This is a genomic window from Photobacterium proteolyticum (assembly GCF_001939735.1).
Taxonomy (GTDB): Bacteria; Pseudomonadota; Gammaproteobacteria; order Enterobacterales; family Vibrionaceae; genus Photobacterium; species Photobacterium proteolyticum.
The window spans coordinates 27,460-48,913 of the sequence record NZ_MJIL01000071.1; the positions used below are offsets into that span (position 1 = coordinate 27,460).

Consider the following 21,454-nt stretch of genomic DNA (forward strand, 5'->3'; position numbering starts at 1 on the left):
TGAATATTTTATCTGATTGATACTAAATTTTATTAATACCTCAACAGCCTCAATCTCCTTTATATATAACCACTAAAAATATAGGTTAATAGATCAAATATGCGTTCAAGAAGCGTCTAATAGTTATTATTAATCATGCTTTTAGACAAAATAATCTAACGGCATCCTCTATTATCACTAGCTGATTAAACGGAAAAATTGATCGACACCATAGAAGCGGTAGACAGCTCCTACTCAAAAATAACAAACTAGGTGTTAAGTAATAGCAATTCTGCTTGTTTGGCGGGATTTAGGCACCTTGGCTATTTTCAGCACTTATTGGTTATAAGTCGTTGACAGCACCTGTTAAGACAATTTCATTTATGAAGAGAGGTAGTGGAAACTTCGCTAATATTGTATGTTTATCAAGAAGCTACAAGAACAAACACAAAATAGCGCCTGAAAGTATCAGGCACTAATCCATGATTTAAGGCTGCACCTGCGCCAACTGTGAATAATCCAGCCATTGCAGTCTATCTTGCCACCAGTATGTGGTACGCACTGGTTGCGAGAAGTCCAGCGACTCACCAACTAAAGGTGTAACCAGATCGGCGTTATGAGTTTCAGCCTCGGCAATCAAGTCATTCACAGGCTCATCCCAGCGATGAAGGAACAGCTCATAGGTAGACCAATGCACCGGAAAGAGCTTTTCAGCCCTAACATCCAGGTGGGCCTGCATGGTATGGGCGGCCTGCATATGGCCCCACCCCTCGACCGGATAACCTTTGCCGTTCTTCACATTGGCAGCCACTTCGATAAATGACAAATCGAACGGACCTAGACGCTCACCGATTTCTTTGAAATGCTCACCGTAGGCCGAGTCTCCACTGTAGAACACACTCCCGGCATTAGCCTGAATCGCCCATGAAGACCATAAGGTTTTATTCGAATCAAACAGCCCACGCCCTGAATTATGGTTAGCCGGTGCCGAGGTAATAGTCACGCTATTAAACTGCTGACTTTCCCACCAGTCGAATTCCTGAATATTGGCAGCTTTCACGCCCCACTTTTCAAGATGGCGGCCCACTCCAAGCGGAACAAAGAATTGCACATCCGTGTTGGCATAGTATCTCGCCGTATTTTCTTCCAAATGATCATAATGATCATGAGAAATCAGGATCACATCGGGAATCGGCAGATCCTCGCGGCTGACCGGCGCATCAACATTCCGCTCGAACCAGCGGGCAAAAAACGATGGTGCGGCGTACTCAAATACCGGGTCAATCAACAAACGGGTGTTGTCGACCTCAACAAACAACGATGAATGGCCCAGCCAGGTAACCCTGAGCGACTGGCTAGACTTGGCAAGCAACTGAGTATCGACAGCCTAAAACTGAAGACGCTCGGATGGTTTGTACCGGTCACGCTGCATGAAAAACTTCCACATGGTTTTTAGCATGCCTTCTTCAGAGCTCACCCTTGGCAGGTGAGAAACTACTTTACCATCAATAAATTGTGGCGAGCTCGCAATGCGCTCCTGTCTGAAATCCTCACTTCGAACAGCGTTGACATCAACCTTGTCGCTACCGCTGACAGCAATTCCAAGCGCTGCTAATACGGCGACCATAGATGCTTTTAATGTTGTATTCATTGCTTCGCTAGCCTCAAAAGTAAACGATGGTGTATACTTTTAATCTTAACGAGAATCGTGTAAAAGTAAACACAATCGTTTACTTTTATATTCATCAATGGTGCTGAAATGGTTAAAGTCGCTGAAATAAAAAAAGAAAATATTATTCTTGCTGCAATTGATATTTTCACTGAAAAAGGACTGGAGCAGGCGAGTATGGAAGCCATTTCGAAAAAGGCCGAAGTCTCAAAACGTACGCTCTACAAATACTACCCAACCAAGGAAAGTCTATTTAGCGCCATTATTGAGCGCTTGTTATCCAATGTCAGTGTGGTTAGCCAGATCCCTTTCAACCCAGAGGTGCCAGTCAAAGCCCAACTCACTGCGATGGCGCGCAAAAAAGTTGAGCTCCTGTGCTGTCCGCACTTTATCTCACTGGCCAGGATGGTGCTTTCTGAATGTATGAGCTCCAGTGATTCCGCCACACTCATGTTGGAAAAGGTACAAAACCTAGAAGGCCAGCATGGGCTGACCAAATGGATCGAACAAGGGGTTGCTGCAGGAAAACTTGATATCGAGTATCCGGAAGTTGCAGCAGAACAGTTTACCGCAGCCCTGAAATCCACAATCTTCTGGCCGCAGATACTTGTTCACCTGCCCCCTGCTAGCCAGCATGAACGGGAAATTGCAATCGAAATGGCCGTAGCGCAGTTTCTTAGTGCCTATCTCAAAGACGAATAATCCGCTTATATAAATAACCAGTTCAGCTGTGAACTGGTTATTTTATAAAAACAACAACACTTACTGTAAAAAACGCACAACGCCACAAACTTGAAACAATTAACTCATATTTCGAAAATCACCATTGAATATTACCGAAGTAGAAACTTTCATTAAAATATTCACTAATGAATATTCGATATAATTCATAATTACAAAAGGAATACCCATATATAATGTATGGGTATATGAAAATTCATCTATCTTCGAATATTTGATCTGCTTTCAAATTCTTTTGATAAATATGTAGATATGCTCCCAGATTATGGGAATTGCGTGCTGTATCCTCGGCACAAAATCGATATTGAATAAATGCGCATTTGGCATTACAGACTCAGTTGTCATCGACTCCATGATCGGATTTAGTATTACCGCTATCCCACTGATCATCAATGAAAACTCATACCTCTAACCTATATCGTTATCTCTTAAGACCCTACCTATAGCTTTCTTAAGAAATAGCCATTCAACCAGGTCATCAGAAGGAGTGTAAGCTTGAACCTCACAATTAGAAACAAGGCAATACTAGCTACAGTAACTGCAGCTTTAGTGATCATCACTGCGATGGGTGCGTATTCCTTTAATTCAAGCTGGAACATTCTTATCGATAAAACGTTCCAGCGCGAACTACCCGCAGTGTTAGGCGAAGTAAGCAATGATTTAAATGCTCAACTCAATGTCCCCGTCACTGCTTCACAAGTACTCGCCTTATCCCCTTTATTTATTCATTACTCCAGCGACACCTCAAAACAAAAAATAGCCACATACCTTTCCGACGTTAGAACAGAATTTAATGCTATCACCTCTTATTTTATTTCTGCCGACGACTATACCTACTATACGCCGGCAGGAATTTTAAAAACCATGAGTGATACAGCCTCTGCCGATCAGTGGTTTCACCAGTTTATGAAATCTAACAAGCCGTTCGAACTGTCTATTGATACCGAGGGTGCCACAGGTATTCCAACCATGTTCGTTAACTACGCGGTCATGAACAATGGGCGGCGTATTGGTGTTGCCGGTATCGGACTCACCCTCGACAAGGTTACCGAGCTTATTAGCCAATTTCGTATCGGTGATAGCGGCATTGTCTTTCTGGTCGATGATCAGGGCATTATCAAGGTACACCCGCAAAAGCAGCTGGTTGGACAATCTCTGTCTGCATTGGGAATACACGACTTTAGCGCCTTGCTGAGTACCGAGAAATCTACCGTCCGCGAAATGGACATTGCCGGTAGCCCGCAGATTATTGGTGGCAAAGCACTGCCGGGCATAGGCTGGACGCTGATCACCCAGGTGCCGAGGCAAGAAGTCTTAGCCTATCTCAACAGCTTTAGTTTCAATATGATCATTATGGGGTTGGTCATTGCTGTTATCTTTATTCCTCTGTCCGCCTGGTCGATCAACCGACTGCTATCGCCTTTTGTACATGTTGCCCAGCTGCTGGAAAATATAGGCAAAGGAGGTGGCGATTTAACCCAGCGGCTTGATGACTCACGCCATGACGAAGTCGGGCAAATTGCTCGGGGGTATAACCAGTTTGTACAATACCTAAGCCAGTTGCTCCAGAATGTGTCCGATACCGGAAAAGAAATTTCAGCATCGATTGAGAATGTTGACCAGCTTGCCTGCTCTATGGAACAGGAAATCAAGCAACAAACCAGCAAAATTGAACAAGTAGCCACGGCAATACACGAGATGGGGGCAAGCTCAGACGAAATCGCCCAAAGTGCCGATGGCGCAGCTACCAGTGCCGCTTCAGCTTCCGAGGCGATTACGACCGGCCATCAGTCAGTTACCGCCACCTATGAAAGCGTCGAAAACATGAACAAGCAGCTGAGCGATACCGATGAGGTCGTGGCGCAGCTCGCTCAGGATGCTAATTCTATCGATACCGTGCTTGATGTAATAAGCGGTGTTTCCGAACAGACCAACTTGCTGGCACTCAATGCAGCCATTGAGGCGGCCCGCGCTGGCGAGCAGGGGCGCGGCTTTGCTGTTGTTGCCGACGAAGTCAGAACCCTGGCCTCCAGAAGCCAGAGCTCGACAGAAGAGATCCGCGTTATTATTGATAAGCTGCAAAAACGCACCGATGCGGTGGTCAATGCAATAGCAACCAGTGCTGAGCTGGGCAAAAACTGTCAGACAGAAGCGTCTCACTCTGAGCAGCAACTCACGGCAATTTCTACCAACGTCAGCGAGATGAATGCCATCAACATGCAAATCGCTTCTGCCACCAGCCAGCAGTCGAGTGTGATTAATGAGATCTCTCCCCATGTCACCAGCATTGCAGAAATCGCACGCCAAAGTGATGCCATGGTTGAGCAGACCGCAAGAGACTGCCACCAGCTAAAACAAAAAGCCGATCACCTCTCCGGCCTGGTCAGTCAGTTTAAGTTTTAATACCTGACTATATCTCTCAGACATAGAAAAGCCCCCCAGTATCGTGGGGGGCTGAGTTTGATTCGGACCAGTTTAACACGTACCAAACGTCATTTGGCAAAGCAGATAGCTACTTCTTGTTTCGTAATTCCGCCATGCCATCGACGCCGGATTTCGCAACCGTCTTACCGATTTCACTCAGATCCGCCGCGTCCTCATCGTAATTGAAAAAATAAAACATCGCGTTGCCGAAAATAGCAATGGTACAACAGGCCATCACTATCATCGGAATTATGCCCAATATGTTCAATTCCATTAGGACAAAACTAACCAGCATTACAATGGCATTCATGACCATTGCGAATAACTTCTTTTTCTTATATTGCGTCATCATTACACCTCGGTGCTTTCACCGCACCCTTTGTTACCTCGCATCTATAAGCAATGAATACCATATCAGTTTTACGCAAATGTCGACCCGGTTCGCATTTGTTGGCTTTCTTCTGTGTCGCAGACCTTCATGCTTCGACTAAAAAATGTCAGATACAGACACGGGATAACAATCAGAACTACGGGCAGAGAGAACAACAGGCCATAGCCTAAGGTGAGCGACATCGGCCCCATATAGACATCAGTTCCACCCACGCCATACGCCAGAGGAAGCAACCCGGCTACCGTTGTCATTGACGTGAGTACTATCGGTCTCAAACGACTTGTCGAAGCGTCGACTATCGCTTCAAGCACAACCTTGCCTTCCGCTCTCAGCTCGTTGATCCGGTTTATCAACACCAACGAGTTGTTCACGACCACTCCTGTCATACCGAGCACACCGATGAGTGCAAAAAGAGACAATGGCTGCATATGAACAAAAAGTGCCATTAACGAGGCTGCAATGGCAAACGGGATAACGGCCATCACCAGCATGGGTTGCAGCAAAGAACCGAACATCACAGCCAGGACGAAATAAATCCCTATGATGGCCGCCGGAAAGGCCACGACGAAACCACTCATGGTCTCATTGGTATTTTCAGCCTCACCACCGATTTCCACCTTCACCGAGGCCGGTATTTTGCCTTCTAGCGCCTGCGTTAGCGTTTGACTAATCATGGTTGGTGTCAACTCTTGATCCGTAATTTGCGATGTTACAATCACCTGACGCTCGCCATTGTAGTGCTGGATCTGGCGCGGTACGTCAATGTGCTCCACTTTTGCCAATCGACTCAATGGCACCTGAGCGCCATTCGCCGTGTATACCTTCGTTGTGCTCAGACGCTGAATGTTGCGGTATTGCGCATCCATCAGCACTCGCATTTCAATTTCCTGATCACCTAGCCAGGTCGATGTTACCGTCTCGCCCTCAAAAGCAATTCGCAGCGTCGTTGCCAAGTCAGCCACAGTCAGATTGTAACGAGCCAGCCATTCATATTGAGGCATAATTTGTAACTGAGGATCTTTCAACGCTTCACTGTTAGTCACCTTATTAAGACCTGATTGCCGGTTAAGCCAGTCCGTGACCTGTACTACGGCTTCTTCTCGCTCTGATTGATTACCTCCTAGCACCCTTATTTCGACTGGCTCACCCGGTGGTGGCCCACCGGCATCGATCGACAGCTTGACGAAGGAGAGCTCATCCACCGTCTCTAGCTGTTGATTTAACTCAACAAGGATCTCTTCGGCACTGCGTTCACGCTGCTCAAAACTCGATAACACAATCAACCCCGATGTCGCAGGGCTGCTATAGGTCAGCTGATAGCTCACCAATTCATTATCCGATAGCGCCTGGATAGCCTGCTCAAGCTGGAAATGTGCTGCTTTGACATCATCCAGAGGTGTCCCCGGCGTTACCTCAGTGTAAACTTCAATATATTTAGCCGCCTCAGAAGGGAAAATATCCAGCTTCAGTGTCGTAGCCAGCCAACCGCTAGTTCCCAGCATCAGCATTGCCACCAACAAGACACTCTTTTTATAGTTCAGACAACCCGCCAGTAACCGGGTATAAGCTGAGGTAACGGACTGAAAGCGATCAGGACGGGAAGCTTTCTGCTCGGTACTCTTGAGCGAGTTGGCCAAATGTGCCGGCAAAGTAAACGTACATTCAGATAACGAGAACAACAGCGCAGCAATCACCGTTAAGGGGATCACGATAACCGCCTTGCCCATGGTGCCGGGAATAAAGAACATCGGAATAAAGACCAAAGCCGTGGTCGTCAGGCTTGCCATAATCGGCTTTATCACCTTTCGGGTTCCGTCAATGGCGGCCTCCAGCGCCCTTTTACCCTTTTCTTTCTCTTGGTAAATACTCTCGGCAATAATCACGGAGTCGTCCACAATAATACCGATCACCAGCAGCAGTGCCGATAAGGTGATACTGTCGAGGTTCATACCTAAAAACGGTAAAATAGCCATCACGCCCAGCACACAAAACGGAATCGAGACCGCTACCCAAAATGCAATTTGACGCTTGAGGATCAAGCTCAGCACCAGCAACACCAATATCAACCCGATCCCGCCGTTGATCGAGACAATCGTGAACTTATCGCTCATGTCATCAGCCAGATTCAAGCCAATCTCAAAACGATATTGATCGCCTAAGCGCTGCTGCTCGGCATTTATCAGTGCTTTGATGCTATCAATCGTGGCAATAATGTCAGCACTGGCGCTATTGGTCACAGAAAATAAAATCGCCGACTGACCATTAATCACCGCTTGCTCGGTCGCTTTCTCAAAGGTGTCGGTGACAGTCGCAATGTCCGCCAGACGAACCAGGCCACCCGATGGCAATACCCTGATCACCAGTTGCCCCAGCTCTGCTACCGACTGGATTTGCGTCATGGTTACAATGCGCTGCTCGCTGTCCCACGATTCCACCACCCCGCCGGATAGCGACAGGTTTCGGCTATTGACCGCATTGATCACGTCATCAAAAGTCAACTGGTAGCGACTGACTTTTTCGGGGTCGACCTCAATCCAGAACTCACGTTCGTTGAACCCCGTCATGGTCACACTACCCACACCGGAGAGACTTTTTAGCGCTTTTTCCAGTGACCGGGAGTAAGACTGCAACTCGGCATATTCGCCATCATGGCTCACACCGAACGTCATCACTTCGAACGCGGATGTACTGCGCTGTTCGACCACTGGCGGATTGGTAATATCCTTGGGCAAACTCTTCACACGATCGACCGCTTGCTGAATATCGCGCAAAACTTTGGTGATATCGGCCGCCTCATCCACCTCGATGGAGATATGAGAAACACCTTCCGTCGATTGCGACGTATATTTCCTGATCCCCTGAACGGACTTGAGCTCCTTTTCAATCTGATTGGTAATGTTCAGCTCAATATCCTGCGCCGTCGCCCCCGGATACTGCGTGGTAATATCCACTTCTTCAAATGCAATATCCGGCAGTTCCTGGAGCTTCAGCATGCTCAAAGAAGCCATACCGACCATCAATACCATCACCGTCAAAATACGGGCGAGAAAACTCCTGCGAGCAAAATAGGCAATTAATCCCTGCATGATCCTGACCTTTAGAATTGATTGTTAGAAGCAGTAAGGTTCGCCGGTGTTGTCGATGCATGGATTGACATCCCGGGCTTGAACAGGTGATTGGGATTATTGATTTCTACCTCAACAGGATATGCAAAGGTAACCGGATCAATTTCCACGCCGATACGCTTGATGGAAGAGCGGACTTTGAGTTCGGGATTCGCCTCTGCCCACACTTCAACTTCCTGTCCGACACGGAGCTTTCCGATATCATATTCACTGGCTAACAAACGTACGTTAAGCACATCAATATTGACGACCTGATACAGCAAGTCTCCCTGACTAACCCAGGCACCGTCTTCCACCGAACGATTAATAATATAGCCATCCATATCGGCGCTAATTCGGGTACTCGCTAAATCGAGCAGGGCTTTTTTCAGCTCGATTTGAGCCAGTGCCACCGCCGCTTTGGCTGCCTCAAAGTCCGCAACGGCAATATCGAGTTCATTCTGTGAAAGGCTATTTTTGTTTCTCAGTTCACGATACCGGTTGTAGAGAGATTGCTTAATAGACAGATCCGCCCTGACCAAAGCAAGGTTAGCCTTTTGCTTGCTGACCTCCAGTTCGAAGTCCTGCGCTTTAATTTCGGCCAGCACGCTACCTTGCGAGACTAGCGACCCGGTCTCAAACTCTGACATCTCGACCATACCGCTAATTTCAGAAACCACATTGATCATATTTTTACTCTTGGTGTGGCCGATCAGATCCACCGCAAATACAGGCGTTGATAGCAAGGCAACAGTTAAGCCTGTAGCAATCAAACTCTTTTTCATGACGATAACCCTCGATTGTCGATGGATTAAGTCTGAGGGCAAATATGTCAAGTTTTTGTCGACGGGTCGAATTGACAAAAATTCGACAAATAGTTGCTACTATAGGAACCAGAAAACAGAGACCAGATAACATTCACTTCCGAAATTACCGAGGCAACATGCTGACTAACAAACAGATATTAATCGTTGAAGATAATGACGAGTTGCAAGGTATTCTGGCCGACTTTCTGGAAGTCAAAGGAGCAGACGTTGATTTTGCCGCCAATGGCGAACGAGGCCTCAAGCTCGCAATCGAAAACGAGTTCGACGCCATTATTCTTGACGTGATGATGCCCAAAAAAGACGGTTTGCAGGTCGCAAGAGAGCTCCGGGAACAAGGATGTACAACGCCTATCCTGATGCTGACAGCATTGAACGGCAAAGAAGACTTACTCAACGGCTATCAAAGCGGTATTGATGATTTTGTGACCAAACCCTTTGATTTTCAGGAGCTGGAAGTTCGCCTCTGCGCCATTATCAAACGATATCGCGGAGAAGTCGCCAGCTCCATCATTCAATTCGGCAACTTGAAAATAGACCAAAACTCACACCTGGTGACCCGTGAGAGTGTTGAGTTGACCGTCACCCCGGTGATGTACCAAATTCTCACCATGCTCGTCAAAGCTGCGCCTGAGGTTGTCTCACGCGAAACACTTATCCATGCTATCTGGGGTGAAGACTCGCCCGATAGAGATCTCCTGCGCGGCCATATCTATTTATTGCGCAATGTGCTAGATAAGCCTTTCAAGAAAGCTATGTTGGTCACAGTACCAAAATTTGGCTTTCGGCTAGAAGAGTAATCAAGATGTTCAAATTCTTTCATGGTAATACGATTAAAGACGTCAAAACCAGGTTACTATTCATCTTTTCCAGCATCGCATTGACCTCAACCTTTCTGGCCTTTTTCCCTTTCTCTTTATATTTGGTGATCAATGAAGATAACCAGGTTGCTCAGCATTTGGCATCCTTCGAACAAATTGCCACAGAACATTACGCCCTAATACAGAATGACTTCGCTCAGCTCAGCCCGCATGTAAACGCTTATTACAATGAAGCGGCCCTACCTGATAGAATTAAACAACTAATGCCCTTCACTGAAAATGTCATCACCCGACATCGTCCGTATGATGAAGATGGCTTTATCATTTTCCATACAAGCTTCATCGATCTTCAGGGTAAAAAAACACCGCTCTATCTGACGATTGACGCACTGGCTATCGAGTTTGGCGATGACGGCTGGTACGTACTCATGCTGATATCATTTGCACTAATGATATTTTTAATTACGTTCTTGCGCTTCTCCCTGCAACGGATGTTCGATGGATTAATGTCACCCGTCATGGAGCTTAGCCACCAGCTACAACACAATCATAATGACGAATTTTCAGTCTCGGAGCGTTCGATTGACGAGTTGCAAACCCTTACCAAGCATTTGAACGAATACAAACAAATGAAAGAGCGCCTCGCCAGACAGGAGCTGATGTTCGCCAAATATGCCAGCCACGAGCTAAAAACCCCCATCGCCATCGTACTTGGCGCCGCGAATCTCCAGGGAATGAAGGACGATCCGGTGTTTCAGGCCAAGCAACGGGAGCGTATTCTCGTTGCGGCCACGAACATGCATGCAACCGTTGAGGTTTTGCTGAATATAGTGAAACAAGAAAATGCCAGCGAAGCGGGCACCATGAGAGTGGTTAGTGAGAATGAGATACCGCTGGATAAATTCCGTGCCAAACTCAAAGACGGGGTAAAGCTAAACTTTGCGATCGACCCCGAAACCCAGCTCAACCTGCCCGAGCCGGTGCTGGCAATGCTCCTCAAAAACCTGGTTAATAATGCAATTCGCTTTACCCGGCAGGGGCACATCACCATCCATATTGATAACCACACCATCAGCGTGACTGATACCGGATGCGGCCTGACAGGCAGCACCGAAACCGAGCACGGCCTCGGACTTCTTATCGTCAAGCGTTTGTGCCAAAGCTATGGCTGGGGCTTTGAGCTAAAGTCAAACCCGAAGCAGGGATGTACAGCAACATTACGTTTACTGATAAACCCGAGCTAAACTTATGCTTTTGCTTTGTATCCGATGTCTATGTCGAACAAGGGCGAAAAACAGGTAGCGTTGTACTAACAGCGATTTGATCATGCTACCAGTCCGAAAAAAGCCAGCCTTACGGCTGGCAACGGTTGGCTCGAACAGATAACACTTCAAACTATGTATTGTGTCGTCTAGGGCGCGGAATTATCAACATTCAGTACCAGGCCACCGGCAAAGTCATCTGTGGCCACCACCGAGTAGACACCACCATCTTCGACCATAGCCATGGCTTCGACAGCCGGAGTGAAGGTATCATCGCTGGCTAGGATCACAGCCAGGAAATAAGTACCGGCAGGCACGTTTAATGTGGCGGTGCCCTTGAAATCAACCCCTTTGAGGACAGCCGTTGTCTCATCAAACACACCATCTGCCGAGGCATGAATATCAACCAGGCCTAAATCACCGGCCGTCGGGCTGGCATGTACCACTCGCAGTTTGCTATACAGCGCGACAGAACGCAGATCTTCTGGAATAACCAATGGTTCGATAGTTGAATCAGTAATACTGTTCAGTTTACCGACGGCATAAATACTGGTTGTGGTACCTGCTTCAAAGCTGGTGTCCGGCGCTTCGATAACAACCAAACTGTTATCAATGGATGCAGCCACACTCAGATCGTAAGTATCAGGTGCAAGATCCAGACTCCGGAACTCCCTGAAAGCAATCAGAGTAAGACCGTCAACCGGCTCATCAGAAGCCAGTACATCGACCTCAGGCGCATCATCAACAGCATGTACTACTCTCACGGCTGCTTTCTCTTCTTTATTTCGCAACACTAATACACCCTGTCCGTCAGCGACCAAAAGATTTACTGGCGAAACTGCTCCACCGTCCACATTCGGGACTGCCGTGATCATCAAGTCACTGCCCCCCACCAGCTCAAGATCGCCACTGTCGAAAACAACATCTTTCTCGCCAGCCAGGGTAACCCGGATTCGATAGGTCTTGGCTTCGACTGTGACAGGCAACGCCATATCATCAACCTTAAACTCCAACCCGCCAACAGCAGGTTGCGCACCTTCAATACTCTCTTCAGTCGTCAGATAGATATCTACGCCTGGTACATCGGGGTGTGCATGCAACACATCGATACGGACTTCACCAGCCCCCGGCCCGATGCTCTCACGACTTAGCACAACAGCTTCAATAGCGGCGGCATTGTTGAGCGCAACAATGTCGTATTGCATGTCAGGCGCAAAGTCCAGATTGGCCCCAATCACCTCGACTTTCTCATCGCCGGGAAGCAATGCTTCTACCCCGACGTTGTAAGTTCCTTCCTCAAGATTCAAAAATCCACTTGCTGCCTGATAATCCACTTCTTCCAGCCCGCCAACCATTTTGCCGTTTAGCGTGATTGCAACCAGTGGTGCATCGCTACTGGCGTGAGTCACGCGTAACTGGGGCTCATCGTCAAGCAAACAACCCGATAATAAAAATGCCGAACCTAACACTAACGCTAACGAATTGGCTTTCATTCGAATACCCTCTTCCTGTTCATTGTTGGTCGGAAATAGTTACGAACAAGGCCATACATTCGATCATAAAATCCAGACAAAATTCTGCTTTAAGAGGCTAGGTTAATCATTTCAAAGTGTTTTTTATTACAGTCATCTATTTGCTCAATTGCTGCGTAATGAATAAAAAAAGACTATTCGGAGATGCCCGTGCCGCAAGAACTGTTTGTTTCACGTACCCTGCCTGTACTAGCGACCACTGAACATTTACTGCCTCAACAGAAGCATCAAATCAGAGGCCGCGGAATGCTTTTTAGTCACACCATTCTCGAAGCAATACGTTCAGAAGGAATGTGGATTGTCATGCAAGGTAGCGATGGTGAGACAGCCAACAAGACAGGAGATATCGTAACGTTTGCCACCATTGAGAATGTTGACTGGCTTTCTGAGGATCAGGTTATAGTCGAGCTTGAGCTTAGTCTCTGGGGAAGAGTCGATACTGAGCAGCATCACAGATCCGATCGTCTTCTTAAGGCCAGGTTTTTTCCTCTATGGCATTCCGATATCAAGGCAAGCGAAAGCGACCGGGTTGTCACCCAGCTTCAGCAGTGGCAGGCAGAATATGCCTGCCACCAGCCGCTTAACGATATCGGGTATGAGTTTAATGCTGATCCATGCTGGCTTTGCTGGCGATGGCTGGAGCTGCTTCCATTACCTGTACAGACTAAACAACGCCTACTAAAACAACCTGAACCAACCCTCTGCCTCCGCTATCTCAAAAAAATGATCCGCCAGAGTGATCGATATACCAGATAGTTGCGTTAAACAGGTATTGATCCCATGCTTGCAGTAGAACGATGATAAAAATCAGTCGAAATACTCACTCCGAGAAGATCAAGGAGCCCATGCTCAACGAAGAACAACCCACTATCGATGTGGCCTCGTTACTGTTTAATATTGCTCATTCTCGATGTAAGCAGAGCTATGAAAAACTATTCGTCCTGCTGGCACCCAAACTACTCAACTTTTCGCGCAAACAGTTGAGAGATGACGCAATGGCAATGGAAGTTGTCCAGGAAACGATGTTAAAGATCTGGTTAAAGGCCCACCTGTACGATGCGTCTAAAGGTGCAGCTTTAACGTGGATCTATTCTGTCGCTCGAAATGTGAAATTCGATCTTCTTCGCAAATCCAAACATCAAAATGATTGGGTTCAGGGGGACGATCTGTGGCCGACACTTAGCGAAGACGTCGATCCGGAGCGTCTTCCAAAAGAGTTTCATGCCATCGTCCATCGCGAGTTAAAAGAGCTTGTTGATACTTTGCCGCCAGCCCAAGCCGAAGTTGTCCGGCTTATCTGCTTGCAGGGGGCGTCCCACCAGGATGTGGCTGACGCATTAGGTGTGCCGTTGGGCACAGTAAAAAGTCGGCTTCGGTTAGCCCTGCAGAAAATGAAGGAGGCTTTGGATGAGTAATATCCACTTTCACCCTACTAATGACATACTGGCATGCTATTCGACGGGTGAGCTAGACCCGGCTTCAAGTATCATGTTAAGTGCCCATCTGGAATTATGCAGCCATTGCCGGGCCCGAGTTACCGAGTTAGAAAATAACCAAGCTCAGGACTTGGCACTGGTGTCATCAGAAACCCCGTCTGAAGCACAATCAAAAGAGCTCAATGAGCTGCTTGACAATATTCTGAGCCATGATGAGATTCCTCAGGATGACGTCGTTGCCGTCACCAATGCACACATTGAGATCAACAATAAACAGTTCCGGCTTCCCCGGGCGCTTCAACGTCATGAGGATCATATCGGGCCATGGAGCCGCTTGCCCGGAAACATCAAACGTGCCAATGTCACCACCGGCGGCCACAGCAAAATGAACTTCATCTACATGGACTGCAATAGCTCGCTACCGCAGCACACCCACCAGGGGCAAGAGATTACGCTCGTGCTTGCTGGTGAGTTTATGGATGAACATGCCACCTACAAGCCCGGTGATTTTATTGTCCAGACCTCGGCACATCACCATGCCCCCAAAACCCGGGCGGATCAGGATTGCCTGTGTCTGACACTGCTCGATGCTCCATTGCACTTCACCAATGGACTTGCCACCTTGCTGAACCCGTTTAGCCAACTGTTTTTCCGCTAAGTAAAACCTACCTACTCTTATACGGCCCATTTCGCCGACCTCCAATTACCAGCTCACTATACAACTGGTAATTGGAGATGACATCATTAAGGCTGATTAGAACTTAGTCAATTAGGTTTTTTACTCTAAACCTCTCCCATACACTGGATTTTGCATTCCTTCGGGATGTTAGTACCGAACAATTACGCGAAGCTAGCGTCCGCTATTGGTACAAAAGGCCTCTTCCCTCCATCACTAACCAACCATTGAAGAGGCCTTCTTCTACCAATCCCAGGTCAAACTCTGTTCCAAAACTGCTACCCAAGCTGCTGCCAACAGCTATCAAGCCATGTACACTCGGGGTTATTGTTATAAAACAGCAGTATAAGGATAAAACATGCTCCGAATTGAAAGTAAAGAGCGACCGCACTGGCGGGCGCTTGCCAAAGAATATGGCTTCGGCTTTCATAGCATGTACGATCAACCCTATTGGGATGAAACCGCCTACTACCAGTTTACGCTCGAGCAGATCGAGCGGGATCTGGAAGATCCCACCGAGGAAATTCACCAGATGTGTCTCGAAATCGTCGATACCGTTATCCGCGACGAATATTGGCTGCGGCGATTTCAAATTCCCGAGTCGATGTGGCAGAACGTCCACGATTCCTGGCAACGAAAAGAGCCCTCGCTCTACTCCCGGCTTGATTTTGCCTACGACGGCAAGGGACACGCCAAGCTTTATGAAAACAATGCCGATACGCCCACCTCTCTCTACGAAACCGGCTTTTGGCAATGGTTGTGGTTGGAAGATCTGGTCAAAAACGGCTCGATAAGACGAGATGCTGATCAGTTCAACCTGCTGCAGGAGCTGTTGATGGGGCGCTTTCAGGAACTGGCCAGCCACCAGCCGGGCCAGACCCTGCATTTTTCCTGCTGCAAAGATACCGAAGAAGACCGCGGCACCGTGCAATACATGGAAGACTGTGCCAAAGAAGCCGGACTCTCGACAGCCTTTGTCCATGTTGAAGATATTGGCCTGAACGGCAAGGGCGAATTTACCGATCTGAAAGATAGACCGATTCGCTGGATGTTCAAGCTCTACCCGTGGGAGTTTATGTTTCGCGAGGAATACGGCAACAAACTGGCGGGGGCCAACGTCAACTGGCTGGAGCCGATGTGGAAGTCAATCCTGAGCAACAAGGCGTTGCTGCCGATGCTGTGGCAAAAGTTTGAAGGTCACCCCAACCTGCTGCCCGCCTATTTTCCCGATGATCGAAAGCTCGGCAACCTGCAAGATTATGTCATCAAGCCAATTTTTGCCCGAGAAGGAGCCAACATTGAAATCGTCCAGGCAGGCCGGCAGACTCTGCGAACCGAAGGCCCCTACGGCGATGAAGGCGTGATCTACCAGGCCTATCACCCGCTGCCAAAGTTTGGCGACTATTACACCCTGATTGGCAGCTGGCTGGTTGATGACAAAGCGGGTGGGATCTCAATCCGTGAAGATACCTCCCGGGTTACCCAGGACATGTCACGATATCTGCCGCATATAATTTTGTAACAGTTCTCGGTAGCTCGTCTCAATNCCGTGAAGATACCTCCCGGGTTACCCAGGACATGTCACGATATCTGCCGCATATAATTTTGTAACAGTTCTCGGTAGCTCGTCTCAATAACAATCAGTGAGCCGATAGAGCAATATCATTCAATACGGCTCGCACGACTCAATTTACCCTGAGGATTCTTTTTTTTCTCGGGGTTTTATTATGCTTTCAGTTTTTTCTCAATGATTGTCTTTGCTGTATGGGATCGGCAGCGGCGGGGAGTTTCATCAGTCACTACCGATCAACCACCAGAAGACAAAGCGCCCTCAATATCGCGATGGGTGCGCTCTTGGGTGGTTCAGTCATGTCCATGCTGTGGGGGCACTATCAAAAGAAACAACAGGGCGTTCTTTAATGATAGACTCCATAAAGACGACTTAATAATTAACTGGAATAAAATTACACTAGATACAATAGGCTATATATATGACATGTTAAACCAAGACGTTACACAGGCTCTGGGGAATCCCCACAAAATCATGAATGATTCTCTATGATTAGGTTCGTTACATGCGTTGGTTTACTTGGCTTATGGCTTTGATTGTTAAAAGTTTAGTGTCGTATTTGAGCCTCAAGCAACCTGCTTTCTAAATTCTGTGTTTGTGGATAATGCATTAGATTTGAAGATGGTTTTCGTGTCTAATTATTGAATGGAAAGGGAATTTTGTGGGGATTCCTGAGACACAGGCTTTGTTGCGTAAATCAGTTTGAACTCTCTCGGAAAGTGACGATCTGAACGTTCATGTTTCATCGTTAGCTATATGAGCCATGAGTAAAACCAAGGTCCGTTACAAGACCAATAACTGGAAAGAGTATAACCAAGCCTTGATCAACAGAGGCTCAATAACCTTCTGGATTGATGAAGAAGCAATATCGTCATGGTGCTCTTCGTCTCTTCATGGTGGACGTGGCCGCAGTAATCAATACTCCGACCTATCCATTACTACAGCGTTGATGATTAAGCGACTATTCAACCTATCACTGCGTGCCACAGAAGGCTTTATTAACTCGATACTGGCGTTAATGAAAGTGTCACTACAATGCCCAAGTTATACTCGCCTCAGTCGAAGAGCAAAAGACGTTGATGTTTCAATTAAAATGCCTATCAGAGGTGAAATTCGACATCTCGCTATTGATGCAACGGGGCTAAAAGTATTCGGTGAAGGCGAATGGAAAGCCAAGAAGCATGGTGCCGAAAAGCGGCGTTTATGGCGTAAGCTTCATCTTGCTGTAGACGCTGATACACATCAGGTAATCAGTGCTGAACTATCCCTTTCAACGGTTACGGATGGTGAAGTTCTTCCTGAATTATTGAAGAAAACTCATCGCAAAATACAGTCAGTATCAGGTGATGGCGCTTACGATACTCGTCTATGTTATCAAGCGATTAAACGTAAACACGCAAGGCCACTCATACCGCCAAAAAGTGGTGCAGCATACTGGGAAGACGGGCACCCAAGAAATCAAGCCGTTGCTTGCAAACGCATACAAGGTAGCAATGAGTACTGGAAGAAAACGTCGGGCTATCACTCTCGGTCAATATCCGAAACGGCAATGTCGAGATATAAACGACTTCTTGGTTCAAGCCTGAGTCTAAAAGATTATGATGCTCAAGTAGGTGAAGCCTACGCAGCTGTTAGAGCTTTAAATAAGCTATCGAGCCTTACCATGCCTCAAACAATTAGAGTTGATTAACCCCAAACAAATGTTGAATCCGTTCAGCTTAAATTCGATTTACGCAACAAAGCCTGGCCAACTGTAACAGACACTGTTGTGGGAGCGTTTTCATCAAATATAATCACAATCAACGATGCTACATATAGACACATTGCAGCTTGCCATGGCTCAAAAATAAAGCCCCAAAAAAGTGGGGCCTTAGTTGTCGTTAGAACATGTAACGCGTAGTTATGGTTAGGTTGCCGATATCATGTGCATCAATATTAAATAACGTGTAGTTTAACCCAACGTCAAGGTCGCTGGTTATTTGATATCCCAATTCAATACCATAATAAACATCAGTGCCACTATCTTCACTTTTCAGCGTTGATATACCACTGCTGGTGTTCTTATTTTCCCAGAATAACAAACCAATATTTGCACCTAAGTACAATTCCTCGTTAATTTTGTATTGATAACCTGCGCCTGTAGATATACCACCAGCTGATATTGGTTGAATTTCGGCAGCTGCTTGCTGGAACGCACTTTGATCTAATGTCATACCATCAATCGTTACAGAAAAACTTCCTAAATCCTGATAGCTAATATCAACAAACACATTATTGTCAAATTGAAAAATAACACCAAGTCTCCAGCTGCGATCCGAATCGTCTAATGTGACTACCTGCGCATCAAGCATGCTTAACTGGCTATTCAGTTTGGCTTTCGATACGTTTGCTTTTGCCTGACCCAAACTTGCTATTACTCCCCACTCAGCCTGAGCTGGAAGAGAAAGTGCACTTAATGCCAACATAATAAAGCTAACGAATTTGATATTGTTCCTCTGCCTTAGAATCAGCAATGGAAATAACAGTAATGTCAATAATGACATGCTGCCACCAGCGGATTTAGACTCATTCACTACAGTCGTACTTTCAAATGCATCAACATTAATATTGATAGTTGCACTTGCTTCACCGCCCTGTTCATCTGAAATTGTGTATGTCACTGTATCTGTACCGTCAAAGCCAACTGCTGGAGTATATTGAACCTGATTATTGATAATAACGGCTGCACCATAAGTTGCGGAGGCTGAGGTAATGATTAATGTGTCGCCATCGTCATCAACATCGTTATTTAGTACATTAATGTTAATTGCGGTTCTATCATCAGTCGACGCACTGTCTTTATTGGCAATCGGAATGCGGTTGCCAATTATTGTAATACTGACCTGTGCACTTACTGTTCCGCTATTACCATCAGAAACCACATAAGTGATGGTATCCGCTCCCACATGGTCTGTTTGCGGAACATAGTTTAATGAAGTATCTGCCATGATCTCGACTACACCGAAATCTGCACTTGCACTTATAACTCTAAGTTCATCGCCATCTGGGTCAACATCATTGGTTAATACATCAATAGTAACAGCTTCGTTCCAAATTGTGGTGATGACATCATCTTCAGCAACTGGCACCATATTGCTGTTCAAATAAACGCCAACACCGCCTGGATCAACAATGCTTCCATTCGCGATACTGTCATTATCATTCGGGCCGCCATCAACAACTTGTAATTGTACGCACCAATGACCTTCAGTCAGACCTAATTGCCATTCCTTGCTACCTGGAGGCGGACAAAAGCCCGGCTCACCTAAAGTCGAAAATAGCTGATTCTCGGCATCCTCGACAAAGTTACTCCAGCCAGCAGAATCAGTGTATTTACGATAAATAGCATTGGCTGGAATTGGCTGACGTTGTGGTAATACCAGCTTGTATTCCTGGCCAGGCTTTTCTAAACCGAGGACTACATAGTCAAAAATACCACCAACAATTTCAAACTCAGTATCTTCACCTACAGCTTGCATCGCTTCTTCTTGCGTTAATAACAAACTGCCACTTTGTACATCAGTGGCGGCTAAACCCTTACGTAAACAAACCCCAGATTCACCTTCAACTAGGAATGTCACCTGTGTGCCGACAGTTTCAGGCATTATATTACAGTCATTTATAGCATCTAGGTAATCTGCGATACCGTCGCCATCCTGGTCACCAAACCCTTCTTGTAAGTCAGGAATGAGATCTCCATCAGTGTCAATATCGGTTAATGTCGGTAACGTACTTACAACTTCTAAGTAGATTTCCGCATGCGTTGATGCTACTGGTGTACCGGAATCATCGACCACTACAGTTAACTTGTGAACGCCTACCGATAACTCCGCGGCATCGAACGAGACAATGTTTGACATTTCCCCACTGATGAATGTACTTAGTTCATCAGAAGTGCTCGACCATGATAAAGCGTGGGTGTCTGTGACGTTTTGGTCGCTAATCGCTGCTGTTACTATCACTTCACCATCAGCTTGCGATAATAACATGCGGCTTTCATTTTGCTGCATAGCACTTAGTATCACCTCTGGTGCGATATTTTCCTCTGAAAGGGTAATTGTTTGTACGGATTGCGATGAAATATTTACAGTATCGGATAAGCTGACCACAATAGTTTCACCATTATCAGCAATACCATCATCAAACGTTTCAAAGGTAATGCTTGCGGTATTGGTTTTTCCAATCGCCACCTCACCTGACACAAGGCTATGGTCTTCCCCTTCTATTGCATCGCCTGATACAGAAAACGGCACAATTACAGGGTAAGTTGGAGATGTACCATTTAAGTAGAAGTTAACGGTAACAGTGTTTCCTTCAACTACTATTTGATCTTTACCGATAGAAATTAATGGGTGCACTTGCACATTCTGTGCGGATATTGACTGATGGCCATCAGCATCAGTGGCTTGCCAGTAAGCTTTAGTAATTCCCGGCGGGAACATCAGGTGATCATCTACTAACGAGACGGGTAAGGAGTTACCATTTACATCAACAGCTTTCGCTACTCCTAAGTCTATTTTGGTATATAAAGCCGTTGCGTTAATTACAACATCTTCTGGCAAGGTGAGCATTGGTGCCAATTCATCAAACAAGCCATTAATTGTCAGACTTATCGTTGCGGTATCCGTTTCGCCATTACCGTCAGAAATAAGGTAAGTTAACTCCAATGAGCCAATGAAGCCTGACGGTGCTGCGAAAACTAACTGGCTATTCTCAATCGAAACATTGCCAATATCAGCAAAAGCAGAAGTAACGACTAAGGTGTCATTATCGACATCGCTGTCATTACTTAATACGGAAAAACTGTATTGGTTTTCATCATCCTTATCAAACTCAAAGACATCGTTTTCAGCGACAGGTGCATCATTAACTGCTTCAATTGTTAGTTCAACGGTGGCCATTTCTGACACTCCCCCCTCATTATCCGTCACGGCGAAGGTAAAGCTGTCACTGCCATTAAAGTCAGCATTGGGGGTGTAGTTCAGG

The 21,454-nt window shown here is 46.5% G+C and carries 16 protein-coding genes; 9 read left to right on the plus strand and 7 right to left on the minus strand.

Annotated features, from left to right (window positions below):
- Positions 1 to 466: 466 nt before the first annotated feature.
- Complete coding sequence (locus BIT28_RS12830) at positions 467 to 1,351, minus strand: MBL fold metallo-hydrolase (RefSeq protein WP_342743768.1); 885 nt, start codon at positions 1,349 to 1,351, stop codon at positions 467 to 469.
- A 15-nt stretch (positions 1,352 to 1,366) separates the two neighbouring features.
- Complete coding sequence (locus BIT28_RS30270; protein ID WP_342743769.1) at positions 1,367 to 1,630, minus strand: hypothetical protein; 264 nt, start codon at positions 1,628 to 1,630, stop codon at positions 1,367 to 1,369.
- 108 nt (positions 1,631 to 1,738) lie between these two features.
- Here BIT28_RS30270 and BIT28_RS12835 point away from each other — a divergent pair, with 108 nt between their 5' ends.
- On the plus strand, positions 1,739 to 2,350 hold the full coding sequence (locus tag BIT28_RS12835) for a TetR/AcrR family transcriptional regulator (protein WP_075764277.1): 612 nt from the start codon (positions 1,739 to 1,741) through the stop codon (positions 2,348 to 2,350).
- Positions 2,351 to 2,884: 534 nt separating this feature from the next.
- Positions 2,885 to 4,792 (plus strand): methyl-accepting chemotaxis protein, encoded by a 1,908-nt coding sequence (locus tag BIT28_RS12840; protein WP_075764279.1) that lies wholly within the window; start codon positions 2,885 to 2,887, stop codon positions 4,790 to 4,792.
- A 109-nt stretch (positions 4,793 to 4,901) separates the two neighbouring features.
- Here BIT28_RS12840 and BIT28_RS12845 read toward each other — a convergent pair whose 3' ends face one another.
- From BIT28_RS12845 to BIT28_RS12855, 3 genes are all read right to left on the minus strand, one after another.
- Positions 4,902 to 5,165 carry a DUF454 domain-containing protein gene (locus BIT28_RS12845; RefSeq protein ID WP_139310468.1) on the minus strand — a complete coding sequence of 88 codons (264 nt, stop codon included), beginning with the start codon at positions 5,163 to 5,165 and terminating at the stop codon, positions 4,902 to 4,904.
- A 68-nt stretch (positions 5,166 to 5,233) separates the two neighbouring features.
- Entirely contained in the window at positions 5,234 to 8,290 is a 3,057-nt protein-coding gene (locus tag BIT28_RS12850; RefSeq protein WP_075764283.1) for an efflux RND transporter permease subunit, read from the minus strand.
- Positions 8,291 to 8,301: 11 nt separating this feature from the next.
- Positions 8,302 to 9,093 (minus strand): efflux RND transporter periplasmic adaptor subunit, encoded by a 792-nt coding sequence (locus BIT28_RS12855; protein ID WP_075764285.1) that lies wholly within the window; start codon positions 9,091 to 9,093, stop codon positions 8,302 to 8,304.
- A gap of 158 nt (positions 9,094 to 9,251) precedes the next feature.
- Between BIT28_RS12855 and BIT28_RS12860 the strand changes: the two genes are divergently transcribed.
- Together BIT28_RS12860 and BIT28_RS12865 are read left to right on the plus strand one after the other, a co-directional pair.
- Positions 9,252 to 9,932 carry a response regulator transcription factor gene (locus BIT28_RS12860; RefSeq protein ID WP_075764287.1) on the plus strand — a complete coding sequence of 227 codons (681 nt, stop codon included), beginning with the start codon at positions 9,252 to 9,254 and terminating at the stop codon, positions 9,930 to 9,932.
- Positions 9,933 to 9,937: 5 nt separating this feature from the next.
- Positions 9,938 to 11,197: a sensor histidine kinase gene (locus BIT28_RS12865; protein ID WP_075764289.1), complete on the plus strand. Its 1,260-nt coding sequence runs from the start codon at positions 9,938 to 9,940 to the stop codon at positions 11,195 to 11,197.
- Positions 11,198 to 11,364: 167 nt separating this feature from the next.
- Here BIT28_RS12865 and BIT28_RS12870 read toward each other — a convergent pair whose 3' ends face one another.
- On the minus strand, positions 11,365 to 12,708 hold the full coding sequence (locus BIT28_RS12870) for a DUF4397 domain-containing protein (protein ID WP_075764291.1): 1,344 nt from the start codon (positions 12,706 to 12,708) through the stop codon (positions 11,365 to 11,367).
- 189 nt (positions 12,709 to 12,897) lie between these two features.
- Here BIT28_RS12870 and BIT28_RS12875 point away from each other — a divergent pair, with 189 nt between their 5' ends.
- The 5 genes from BIT28_RS12875 (at position 12,898) to BIT28_RS12895 (ending at position 18,119) form a co-directional block, all read left to right on the plus strand.
- On the plus strand, positions 12,898 to 13,503 hold the full coding sequence (locus BIT28_RS12875) for a hypothetical protein (protein WP_075764293.1): 606 nt from the start codon (positions 12,898 to 12,900) through the stop codon (positions 13,501 to 13,503).
- A gap of 89 nt (positions 13,504 to 13,592) precedes the next feature.
- On the plus strand, positions 13,593 to 14,162 hold the full coding sequence (locus BIT28_RS12880; protein WP_075764295.1) for a sigma-70 family RNA polymerase sigma factor: 570 nt from the start codon (positions 13,593 to 13,595) through the stop codon (positions 14,160 to 14,162).
- The gene (locus BIT28_RS12885) at positions 14,155 to 14,841 is read left to right on the plus strand and encodes a ChrR family anti-sigma-E factor (RefSeq protein WP_075764297.1); all 687 of its coding nucleotides are present in this window, start codon (positions 14,155 to 14,157) and stop codon (positions 14,839 to 14,841) included. Before BIT28_RS12880 ends, BIT28_RS12885 begins: the two co-directional genes overlap by 8 nt.
- 376 nt (positions 14,842 to 15,217) lie before the next feature.
- Entirely contained in the window at positions 15,218 to 16,381 is a 1,164-nt protein-coding gene (locus BIT28_RS12890) for a glutathionylspermidine synthase family protein (protein ID WP_075764299.1), read from the plus strand.
- 811 nt (positions 16,382 to 17,192) lie between these two features.
- Positions 17,193 to 18,119 carry an IS5 family transposase gene (locus tag BIT28_RS12895; protein ID WP_075764301.1) on the plus strand — a complete coding sequence of 309 codons (927 nt, stop codon included), beginning with the start codon at positions 17,193 to 17,195 and terminating at the stop codon, positions 18,117 to 18,119.
- A 190-nt stretch (positions 18,120 to 18,309) separates the two neighbouring features.
- Here BIT28_RS12895 and BIT28_RS12900 read toward each other — a convergent pair.
- A partial coding sequence (locus tag BIT28_RS12900; RefSeq protein ID WP_139310469.1) for an Ig-like domain-containing protein occupies positions 18,310 to 21,454 on the minus strand: 3,145 nt, incomplete at its 5' end.